The sequence below is a fragment of the uncultured Tessaracoccus sp. genome (genome assembly GCF_947286155.1).
Taxonomy (GTDB): Bacteria; Actinomycetota; Actinomycetes; order Propionibacteriales; family Propionibacteriaceae; genus Arachnia.
Map to the genome: position 1 here is coordinate 29,912 of NZ_CAMYPD010000024.1, position 10,615 is coordinate 40,526.

Consider the following 10,615-nt stretch of genomic DNA (forward strand, 5'->3'; position numbering starts at 1 on the left):
GCGGCTATCAGCCTTCGCGCACTCCGCGCAGTGCAGCCTTCCGAAACGACTCGCACCTGTCGCGCAGCATGCCGAGATCCCCGCCACCAAGGGAATCGCCTAGGAGCGTCTCGTCGACGCACGCGGCCGGCGATCCGTGCACCAGCCACTCCCCGGCAGCAAACGCGCCAACCCCACCCATCGGGATAACTCTCGACGTGAGCCCCAAACGCGCCAGATGCTTCGCCATGGAATGCCCGACGATCTCCGCCGGCCACAGCAACGCCCCGGTGGCGCCGAGTTCCAGCACCGCACGCACCTCGAGCGGGGTCAGCGCGCTGGCGAACCACGTGGCGGAGTGCCCCCGGGCAGTGGCCGCCATGTCCTCGTCGGCTCCGTCGGTGAGTATGAACTGTGCGTCGGCTTCGATGGATTGGGTGAGCGCGTTGATCCCGTCGATGCCCCACACGCCGAAGTTCGCTCGGGCACCGAAAATGGAACGCAACTCGCCCAGGCGCCCCAGGGGCACGGCGAAGGTGTTCAGGTGCTCCTGGATGAGCACCTCGACGACGCTCGCCACGTCGTCGAGGTCGGCGTCGGGGAGACAGGTGATGATGCCAGAGGGAACCGTCATGGTGTCATTGTGCCGCGAAATCGTCACGAGCGGCTGCCGCCGCCTCCTCGTCGCTTCCCTTCATGCTGAGCGCAGCCGAAAAATTGGGTGAGAATCCTCTCAGAATCACCTTTGGGATTTGGGATTGACCCCGGGCGAAGGTTACGTTCAAGCTCGTGAGGAATCAGCTGCCACCCACCCATCGTTTCGGCGTGAGTCGCCGCGGCGCGTTCCAAGGTCTGTCCGCCGCGACCGTGCTCGGCCTCGCCGCCTGCTCCGGAGACATCGACGGCAAAGCCCCCAGCCCCGAACCCACTGCCGCCAGCGGTTCCCCGTCGCCCTCGCCAACAGCTGCCAGCACGGAATGGACGACGGTGCCGCCGGCCTTGGTGCCGGGCATCGTCGAGGTGATGCTGAGCAAGGAAGCGAAAGGTAAGGACGTGGTGACGCCGCGGTTCCCGTCGGCACGCAACTTGACGCAGGCCGTCGAGGTGGTGCGCAACCGCATCCTGCGTCAGGCGTCGTGGGATTCGCAGGAGAAGGTGGAGATCAAGGGCGCGCTCCTCGCGGCGTCGCGGGATGCCATCGGCCTGGCGCTGCACTCGTCGTTCGGCTCCGAGCAGAGCGACACGCCGTGCATGATTTGGTACGACACCCGCAAGCAGCAGTCGTTTGCCTCGCCCGAGCTGATCTCGGCCTCAAAGTGGGGCGAGTTTGCGAAGGCAGTGCATCAGGCGGCTGCCGACGCCGGGCTCGACGCCGACAAGGCCGACGCCGCGCTCATCGAGAAGTCGGCGCCGTACGGCAACGGCCCCGCGATGGCGTTCAATGGCGATGGTGCGATGGTGCTTGCGTTCCGCGCGGGGGCGGTGACGGATACCGTCGCGAAAATTACGGTCGACGCTACGCAGTGGCTCTCAGATTTTGGACGCATCGCCCGCTCGGCCAGCCTCACCCCGTCGGAGTTCTCCGGCAAAGCGTCGATCTCCATCACGCATTTCAAGCCCGGCGAAGACCACCCTGCCGCGACGGGTTCCCCGAACCGTCCGTCGGACGGCTCCGACCCTGGCGAGGCGCTCCCCAAACCGACGCCGGGCGGCGCGGTACGCCCCACGACGGCCATCGGCTTCGACAGCGTCGTCGAGCGCTGCGTCGCGTTGACCTACGACGACGGCCCTGGTCCGAAAACCCCTGAGCTGCTGGCTGCATTCCACGCCGCAAAGGCTGCTGCCACGTTCTTCCAGATGGGCAACAGCATCGAGGAGTATCCGGGCACGACGCTCGACGTCGCGGTTGCCGGCCACGAGATCGGTAGCCACAGCGTGACGCACCCGAACCTGGCGTCCAAATCGCGCGAGCGCGTCGAGAAAGAGGTAGCGGGCAACTCCGAGCTGCTGAAGAAGACCACAGGGTTCAAGCCGCTGCTGTTTCGCCCGCCGTACGGCAGCCACAACGCGATGGTCGACGAGATCATCACCTCGCACGGCATGGCGATTGTGCAGTGGAGCGTCGACACGGAGGACTGGAAGACAAAGAATACGGCGAGCACCATCGGTATCGCGGTCAAGGACGGCAAGACCTTCACCGAGCCGATCGTCTTGATGCACGACATTCACGACTCGACGGTGGCCGCCGCCGAGGAGATCATCCACCAGCTCACTGAGGCCGGTGTCGAGCTCGTCACGGTGAGCGAGTTGACGCTGAACACCGGCGGGCTCTTCACCGGGCACGCGTACTGTCGTGGCACCGGCATCGAGCAACAAGGATTCGGCTGCGACGGATGACGCTGCGCGACTGAGCGCACTCCAGATGCAGATTTTGGGCTCTGTGAGCCGGTTTCTGGCATCTAGAGTGCGTTCAGTCGACTTTTCCGTTCGGCGCGGGGTGCTCAACGGGGTACCTTATGGCGTGCCTTGCCACCCTGTAGCATTTTCCGTACAACAAGAAAACCCCGTCTGATTCGGTGCTTCACCTTGTCAGACGGGGTTTTGTGCCGTGCGCGAGAGAGGAGTTGAACCTCCACGCCCTTGCGGGCACCGGCACCTGAAGCCGGCGCGTCTGCCATTCCGCCACTCGCGCGTGTGGGACACGTTTGGTCCGCCGAGAAACAGTAGCACACGCGTTTGGTTGCGGGGAAATTACCGGACCACGATGAAATGGTGACAAGTGGGCACTTCAATCGCGGCTTGAGTACCCTGGCATCATGCGCCTCATTCTCATTCGCCACGGTCAGACCGATTCCAATGTGCAGCACCTTCTCGACACGCAAGCGCCGGGGGCGCCGCTCAACGAGCTCGGTCTCCAGCAGGCGCGAGACCTCGTCGAGCGCATTGCGGATGAGCCCATCGAGGCTCTGTACACGTCGCATCTCACGCGCGCGAAGCAGACGGCCGAACCGCTCGCCAGCAAGCTTGCGCTGACCTCAACCGTGCTCGAGGGGCTGACGGAGATCTCGGCGGGCGACGACGAGATGAGCCCAGACTGGGAGCGCTACGTCGCAGTGCTGGAAAGCTGGGCGCCCGACAACCTCGACGTCGGCCTGCCGGGAGGCGAGACCGCTCGCGAGTTCCTCGAGCGCTATTCCGGCGCCGTGCAGGAGATCGAAGCGGCGGGGCACGCCGTCGCAGCAGTGGTGAGCCACGGTGCCGCCATCCGCGTGTTTGGGCTCACCGTCCACCCATCGCTCAGCCTCGAAACCGCCCAGCCCCTGCACAACACGGAATGGATCGTGTTGGAGGGTTCCACCGCTGACGGCTGGAAGGTCGTCCGCTGGGCGGGGATCGACGTCGCTGCACAGGATGCCTGAACACCAACGCATCCCTTGCAGCGTCGCCCCGTAGACTGACGTAATGGCCAACCCAGTCCCCGTAATCAAAGCCGCCACCAGCGCGCTTGCTGCGTCGGCGGCACTCCTTGCAGCGCTCAAAGATGCGCCCAAGATCACCGAGGCGGCGAAAGCCACCGTCGACAACATCAAGTCCGCGCTGCGCAACAAGAGCGCGAAGGTGCGTTTCGATGCGAAGATCGACGCCATTGAGGCGTGCGCGGATGCCGTCGACGAGGTGTTTCCAGGCACTGAGGACGCCAGGGTGTGGCGCCAGAAGGCGGCCTCACTGCGGATGCGCGGGCAGCTCGCGTGGGCGTCACGGCGAGGCTCGCAGCGGCGCGCGGCCATGCGCCAGCTCGACGAGGAGACCGCCGACCTACTTGCCACCATCAATGAGCGGCTCGCGATGCTGTCTCCAGATCTCGCCGCGCGCGAGGTGCACTGACCCTCCGCCTGACACAATGGCGCTCATGCGCACACATCTCTTGCCCTTCGTGGCCACGGCGACGATGCTGGTGGCCGCGTGTAGCACCGGCGACGAGGCGTCGTCGGGTAATGAACTCGAGGTCACCCCGAACGTCGGCATCCAACTGTTCCAGTACAACTGGAACTCCGTAGCCAAGCAGTGCGCAGACGTGCTCGGCCCGAATCACTTCGAGTTCGTCCTACTCTCCCCCGCGCAGGAGCACATCGAGGGCGAACAGTGGTGGACGAGCTACCAACCGGTGAGCTACCAGGTGGAGTCGAAGCTCGGCACCCGCGACGAGTTCAAGCGCATGGTGGACACCTGCCATGAGCATGACGTGAAGGTGATCGCCGACGCGGTAATCAACCACATGGCCGGCATCGACGGGGGCACCGGCGTGGCGGGCACGAAGTTCAAGCACTACAGCTACCCGGGGCTGTACGAGGAATCCGATTTCCATCACTGCGGGCTCACCCCGAACGACGACATCGAAAACTATTCCGATCAGCAACAAATTCAGGAATGCGAGCTGTCGAACCTCGCCGACCTGCGCACCGACGCACCGAACGTACAGGACACCATCGCCGGCTACCTCAACGATCTGCTTTCGCTGGGCGTCGGCGGGTTCCGGATCGACGCCGCCAAGCACATGCATGTCCGCGACGTGGAGCAGATTCTGAGCAAGGTGGATGGCGACCCGATCATCATCTCCGAGGTCATCCGCGGAAACGAGCCCGTGCAGCCAGAGGATTACACGTCGCTCGGCGGGGTGTTCGCGTTCCAGTGGGCGCGCGACATCGCCGGCGTGGTGCAGGGTGGTTCGCTACACCTGGCGATGGAGACGCGCGAGGGCGCCGTCGACTCTGAACACGCCTACACGTTCGTCACCAACCACGACACCGAGCGCGGGCACCAGACGCTCACGCCGAAGGACGGTGAGCAGTTCGTGCAGGCCGAACTGCTCATGCTCGCCACCGACTTCGGGCGCCCAGTGCTGTACTCCGGCTACGCCTTTTCCGACAAGGACGCCGGAGCCCCGAGCACCGACGGGAAGGTCGACGACGTCGTCTGCACCAGCTCCGACTCACCGTCGGGCGGGGAGTTCTACTGCGTCGACGAACGCGTCGCCGCACTCGCTGGCTGGCGGGCCGTCGTCGGGGATGCGCCGGTGGAACGTCAGGTGTGGGAGAACTCGGTGCTGTCACTCGACCGCGGCGACAAGGGATTCGTCGCGATCTCCTCCGACGCCCAGGAACAGCAGATCGAGGTAGCGACGCAGCTCCCGGACGGGGAGTATTGCGATGTGCTCTCCGACGCCTGCGACATCACCGTCGCCGACGGGCGGGTGAAGGTGACCATGCCGGGTGGCGGCGCCGTCGCGTTCCACGTCGGCACACGCCAGTAATCACGGCGCGCGCGAAACACGATACGTTCGTGCTACCGCCGACGCCGTACCATGGGAAGCAGTTCTTGCACGCAACGGGAGGAAAACGATGAGCAACAATCCCTACGACGACCCCTACGCCTCGTCTGAGGAGCAGGGCGCGTGGGACGAGGCCGGCTCAGTCGAGCCCGACCGTCCCACGGAAGCAGATGCCCCATCCGACGGTGGTGCTGCCCCTGCGCCTGCACCGACGCCTAGCCCTTCGCCTGCGCCCGCATCGTCGCCTCAGTTTGAGATGCCCGCGCCTCCCAGCAGCTTCCAGGAGCCGATGCCGCGCGGCCCGGAACCCGTCGCGCCATATGCCTCCGGGTATGCGGACCCGACGAATCACCCTCCGCAGGCGTACGGTGAGGCGCCCGGGCCGATGCCTCAGCCCTACGCTCCGCAGCCTGGATACAACCCGAACATGCCGCCGCCCTACGGCTACGCCGCCCAGCCGGGGCCGTACGGCAACATGGCGCCCAGCACCAAGTCGAAGGTGGCCGCTGGTCTGCTTGGTGTCTTTCTGGGCACACTCGGCATCCACAACTTCTACCTCGGCTACACGGGCAAGGCAATCGCACAGTTGTTGATTACTGTGCTGTCTTTCGGGATGCTCGCATTCGTGAGCTCGATCTGGGGAATCGTCGAAGGCATCATGATCCTCACCGCAGCCCCCGGCTCACCGGCCAGCCGCGACGCACGCGGGGGCATCCTGCAGTAATACACATCAGGCCGAAGCGCTGCTGCGAGGAGGCCCGAAGATGAGATGCACCTTCCCCCCGCTTTCAATTCGCTCCACCGAGATCCCGTACACCTGCTCGATCAGGGCCGGCTGCAGTACTTCGTCGGGTGTCCCCGCCGCGACGAGCCGCCCCTCGTCGAGGAGGAGCAGCCGATCGCAGCAGCGCGCTGCAAGGTTCAGGTCGTGCAACACAATCACGGTGGCGCAATCAAGCGAGGCGATCAGATCGAGTAGCGCGAATTGGTGACGCAAATCCAGGTGGTTCGTGGGCTCGTCGAGAAGCAGATGCGTAGCCTGCTGTGCGATGGCTCGGGCTATCAGCGCGCGCTGCCGTTCCCCTCCTGAGAGTTGTGTCATGAGCCGCTCAGAGTGGCCTGAGAGCCCCACCCTCCGGAGCGCCTCTTCGACAACGCCTTCCTCCGCAGATGCGCCGTAACGCAGAATCCCAGACGACGCGAGACGCCCGAGCATCACGGAGTCGCGCACCGAAAGCGGCAGGGTCGTCCCCGTCTCCTGCGCCACCACGGCAATTGCTCGAGCGATCGCGCGTCGCCCAAGCAATTGCACGTCGGTGCCGTCCAGGAGTACCTGCCCTTCCTTCACCTGCAACGCCTTTTGCAGGGCCAGCAGGAGTGAGGATTTGCCCGAACCGTTCGGCCCTAGAACGCCGACTGTCTCGCCTTGGCGTGCCACGAGGCTCACCCCATCGAGCACGACCTTCCCACCACGCTCGACCCGGACGTCTCGAACATCGAGCACTACTGATGCAACGCCTTCGCAAGCCGCACAGCGCCCTCAACCGAGAGGTTGCTTGGTGGGTCAGTCAGCGCGAAGGGCAAGACAACAACCTGGTTCTTGGTTACCGCCTGCAGCGCATCCACGCCAGGGAACCCCATGAATGTGTCTCTCGCTTCCTGCTCGGTCGCGTCCTGGGAGAGCAGTACGATCCACTCCGGATCCCGTTTCAACACGGTCTCCATCGTCATGTCGAACACCCGGGTGGTCTCGTCGTCGAATGAGTTCTTCAACCCCACCGCCGAGAAGATTGGCTGCACCATCGACGAAGTCCCGTACGCGTAGAAGGTGGATGACCCTGGAGTGACGTACAGCGCCGCGGCAGTCGAACCAGCCACGGCGTCGCTGTGCTGCTGGAGCTCGTCGACCTTCGAATGCAGGCGCTCCAACGCCTGCGGCAAGCGGTCGGTCGCCCCAAAGATGGTGGCGATCCGTTCAAATTCCTCGTCCACCAGCTCCCACGAGGCCTGCTTGACCTCATAATTGGGGCACAGCGCTTCTGGTGAGTACAACGGAATCCCCAGCTTGGCAAGGGCCTCCCGATCAACGCCTAAGTCGTAGGCGAGCACGAGGTCTGGGTTGACAGCGAGGATCGCCTCGGTGGACAGAGTGGCGCCTCCAGTTTCCAATTCCTCGCTGGAAACCTGCTTGATGGCTCTGAGTTTCTGATCGAGCTCGCCGGCGGCCTCACCGAACCTCTGCGCACCGGCGTGCGCCGTCACCTTGTCCAGCAAACCCAGCTCATCCAACACGGGTGCAGCTGTGCCGGAAAACATCAGCACGCGTTCCGGGGCCTTTTCAACTGTCAGCTCATGGCCGCAGTTGGTGACACGAGCGGGAAACCCCGTCGCCGCACTCGGCTCGCTGGCTTGCGAAGTGGTTGTGCTCGGCTCGCTTGCTTGTGAGGAGGCCTGACTTGCTTTGTCAGCCGCAGACGTGCCGCACGCGGCAACGGCCAGGGAGAGCAACGCCAGTGGTACCAGCAATCGTTTCGTCATTGTTGAACCTTTCGATAGTTGTTGTTTGGCTTCAGCGACCCGGAGCCAATCGACGCACGAGTACAACGAGGATGGGCGCCCCGACGAGCCCAGTAACAACACCCAGAGGCAGCTCGGCGGGGGCGAACGCAATGCGGGCGAACGCATCCGCCCAGACGAGTAATAGTGAGGAAGCGAGGGCGCTCGCGAGCACCAGCATTCGGTGCGAATGTCCGACCAAGGACCGCATCATGTGCGGGATCACGAGCCCTACGAACCCGATACTCCCCGCTGTCGCGACCGCGACGCCCACTGCGGCGGAGACGAGCACTAACAGGATTGCCCGGGCAGGTCCGGGCTCCACCCCTACGGAGCGTGCTGCGGCATCTCCGCTACACAGGGCGTCGAGAACCGGGCCGGACAGCATCATCAGCGCGACGAGTACTACGGCAACTACGCTCACCACCGGGAGGTCGGCCCACGAGATCCGCCCCAGAGATCCGAGCATCCAAAACATCACGGCTCGAGACGTCTCTGGGCTTCCCGAGGAAAACACGATGAGGTTTGTCACGGCTTGAAACCCAAAACCCACCGCCAGACCGCCCAGCACCAGATGCAACGACGAGCCCTGTCGCCCTCCGATCAGAAGCACCAAACCGGTGGCGATCAAAGCACCAATGAACGCCAGCCCGCTGACGCCAGCAGCACTCGTCGTGCCGATGATGATCATGCCGACCGCTGCCCCCGTGGACGCTCCTGAGCTGACTCCAAGTACGTACGGCTCGGCAAGAGGGTTTCGAACGATGGCTTGCAGCACCACTCCGGAGGTTCCAAGTATGGCGCCCACAACCACCGCTCCAACGATGCGAGGCGCCCGGGTTTGCCAGACGATAGCGTCAACCGTCTGCGACCAGGTGATATCCACGTCCAACCCAGGGATGTGGCTCGCAATCACCCCGAGCACGTCTGGGATCGGCACTCCTGCAGGGCCCAACGCAATGGTGAGTGTAGGCGAGACCAACAGCAGCACCACAAGTACGAGGAGGCGCCCCAACAGCCGACGTCGCCTCGCGGCCAAGCGCTGCCTGGGCGATTCGTCACGTTCAGGAACGGGCAAAGTCTGAACTTCCTGTCAGGGTCGTTTCGCGCGACCGGGAAATACACAGCCCTTCGCCAGTGATCGGGCTCAGCTCTTGGCCATACCGTTGCGCGACAGCTCCGGATTCTCACCGGAATTCCATGGCTAGGGGCATCTTCGGTGACGCCATTTGCCTCCGAAGAAGTGCGCTCATCATAACACCTTGTAGGAGAACGGTTGCGGCCCCCTCTCTCACACTCAGGGTGTGGGCGGCGGGACTGTCTTGTGTCTCCGGTACCCGACCCCGCCTCAGGTGATCCGCTGGCCGGCGGTTATCGTCGAGGCTATGTCTGCCCATCCTGGTTCGCATCCTCACGAGGCCCGCAAGGGCGTCGTCCGCACTCTGCATCACGACGCCGGCGAGCGGCCGCACGTCATCGTGTGGGAGGTGACCAGGGCTTGCCAGCTGGCGTGCAAGCACTGCCGTGCCGACGCGTTCACGAAACCCGACCCGCGCCAGCTCACCACCGCCGAGGGCAAGAAACTGCTCGACGAGTTCGCCTCGTACGGCACGCCTCGCCCCATCGTGATTCTCTCCGGCGGCGACGCGTTCGAGCGCCCCGATCTGGAGGAGCTCATCGCGTACGGCACCAGCATCGGCCTGCCGATCGCGCTGTCGCCGTCGGTGACTCCGCTGCTCACCGACGAACGTCTCGCGTCCGTGCGCGAGGCTGGGGTGAAGGCCTTTTCGCTGTCCCTCGACGGCGCCACTGCCGCCACGCACGACTCATTCCGTGGCATCGACGGCACCTATGACGCCACGATGGAGGCGGCAAAGCTCGTTGTCAAGCATGGATTCCGCTTCCAGGTGAACACCACGATCTGCAAGAACAACCTGCAGGAACTGCCGCAGCTGCTGGCCAACACCATCGCCATGCGAGCGCACATGTGGTACCTGCTGTTCCTGGTGCCGATGGGGCGTGGCTCGAACCTCGAGCCCCTCGACCCGGAGGAGATGGAGGACGTGCTGCACTGGTTGCACGACGTCTCCGACCGCATTGCGGTGAAGGTCACCGAGGCGCCGAACTACCGTCGCGTGGCGATCCAACGCGACGAGGCCCGCCAGGCCGGGCTCCCCATGCCCGAGCGCGGCGAGCTGCACCGGTGGCTGATGGCGGAGACCGACCGGCTGCTGGGCGAGGTGACGGATCGACGTCCGCCGCGCCCGCCGATTGGGGTGAACTCAGGCCGGGGTTTTGCGTTCGTGGATCACATCGGCGACGTGTACCCGTCGGGCTTCCTGCCGTACCGCTGTGGATCGGTGAAGGAGCAGTCGTTCCACGACATCTACTCGAACGCGCCCATGATGCAGGCCCTGCGCGACCCGTCGAGCTATTCCGGCAAGTGCAGCGTGTGCGACTTCAACTGGATCTGCGGCGGCTCGAGGGCCCGCGCCCACGCCATGCTGGGCGACCCGCTCGCCTCCGACCCGACCTGCGTGTACCAACCCGACGCGTGGCTCGCCGACGCTGAATCATAGATCAAGTTGGTGGCTCGTCTACCCACCACGAACTTGATCTATCTTGCGGCTGCCCGGTGGTTGCTGGGCCTGCCCCGGGCAGGTGCAACCTGTGCGGCAACTGAGCGGATCAAGTGTCACCTGCTTCTGGGCGACGCCTCGTCGCAGCTAGGCAAGTGACACCAGTGCCGGG

At 64.6% G+C, this 10,615-nt stretch carries 10 protein-coding genes, 1 tRNA gene and 1 riboswitch; of the genes, 6 read left to right on the forward strand and 5 right to left on the reverse strand.

What is annotated here, in order from left to right; genetic code table 11:
- Nucleotides 1–7: 7 nt before the first annotated feature.
- Nucleotides 8–613 carry a hypothetical protein gene (locus tag Q0X68_RS07620; RefSeq protein WP_297749825.1) on the reverse strand — a complete coding sequence of 202 codons (606 nt, stop codon included), beginning with the start codon at nt 611–613 and terminating at the stop codon, nt 8–10.
- A gap of 191 nt (nt 614–804) precedes the next feature.
- Between Q0X68_RS07620 and Q0X68_RS07625 the strand changes: the two genes are divergently transcribed.
- Nucleotides 805–2,376 (forward strand): polysaccharide deacetylase family protein, encoded by a 1,572-nt coding sequence (locus Q0X68_RS07625; RefSeq protein ID WP_297749828.1) that lies wholly within the window; start codon nt 805–807, stop codon nt 2,374–2,376.
- Nucleotides 2,377–2,588: 212 nt separating this feature from the next.
- Here the strand turns inward: Q0X68_RS07625 and Q0X68_RS07630 are convergent.
- A tRNA-Leu gene (locus tag Q0X68_RS07630) sits at nt 2,589–2,671 on the reverse strand.
- 124 nt (nt 2,672–2,795) lie between these two features.
- Here Q0X68_RS07630 and Q0X68_RS07635 point away from each other — a divergent pair.
- From Q0X68_RS07635 to Q0X68_RS07650, 4 genes are all read left to right on the forward strand, one after another.
- The gene (locus Q0X68_RS07635) at nt 2,796–3,398 is read left to right on the forward strand and encodes a histidine phosphatase family protein (protein WP_297749831.1); all 603 of its coding nucleotides are present in this window, start codon (nt 2,796–2,798) and stop codon (nt 3,396–3,398) included.
- A 43-nt stretch (nt 3,399–3,441) separates the two neighbouring features.
- A complete protein-coding gene (locus Q0X68_RS07640; RefSeq protein ID WP_297749834.1) occupies nt 3,442–3,864 on the forward strand; it encodes a hypothetical protein in 423 nt (140 codons plus the stop codon).
- Between the two features lie 25 nt (nt 3,865–3,889).
- On the forward strand, nt 3,890–5,290 hold the full coding sequence (locus tag Q0X68_RS07645; protein ID WP_297749837.1) for an alpha-amylase family glycosyl hydrolase: 1,401 nt from the start codon (nt 3,890–3,892) through the stop codon (nt 5,288–5,290).
- Between the two features lie 88 nt (nt 5,291–5,378).
- Complete coding sequence (locus Q0X68_RS07650; RefSeq protein WP_297749840.1) at nt 5,379–6,032, forward strand: TM2 domain-containing protein; 654 nt, start codon at nt 5,379–5,381, stop codon at nt 6,030–6,032.
- A gap of 6 nt (nt 6,033–6,038) precedes the next feature.
- Here the strand turns inward: Q0X68_RS07650 and Q0X68_RS07655 are convergent, their stop codons facing one another.
- From Q0X68_RS07655 to Q0X68_RS07665, 3 genes are read right to left on the reverse strand one after another with little or no spacing between them, the layout of a single operon-like run.
- Nucleotides 6,039–6,812, reverse strand: coding sequence for an ABC transporter ATP-binding protein (locus Q0X68_RS07655; RefSeq protein ID WP_297749843.1), 774 nt, complete (start codon nt 6,810–6,812; stop codon nt 6,039–6,041).
- Nucleotides 6,812–7,846: an ABC transporter substrate-binding protein gene (locus Q0X68_RS07660; protein WP_297749846.1), complete on the reverse strand. Its 1,035-nt coding sequence runs from the start codon at nt 7,844–7,846 to the stop codon at nt 6,812–6,814. Before Q0X68_RS07660 ends, Q0X68_RS07655 begins: the two co-directional genes overlap by 1 nt.
- Before the next feature lie 31 nt (nt 7,847–7,877).
- A complete protein-coding gene (locus Q0X68_RS07665) occupies nt 7,878–8,903 on the reverse strand; it encodes an iron ABC transporter permease (RefSeq protein WP_297749852.1) in 1,026 nt (341 codons plus the stop codon).
- 75 nt (nt 8,904–8,978) lie between these two features.
- Nucleotides 8,979–9,120, reverse strand: a riboswitch (cobalamin riboswitch).
- A 129-nt stretch (nt 9,121–9,249) separates the two neighbouring features.
- On the opposite strand from Q0X68_RS07665, the gene Q0X68_RS07670 reads away from it, so the two are divergent.
- Entirely contained in the window at nt 9,250–10,443 is a 1,194-nt protein-coding gene (locus Q0X68_RS07670) for a TIGR04053 family radical SAM/SPASM domain-containing protein (RefSeq protein WP_297749849.1), read from the forward strand.
- Nucleotides 10,444–10,615 lie beyond the last annotated feature (172 nt).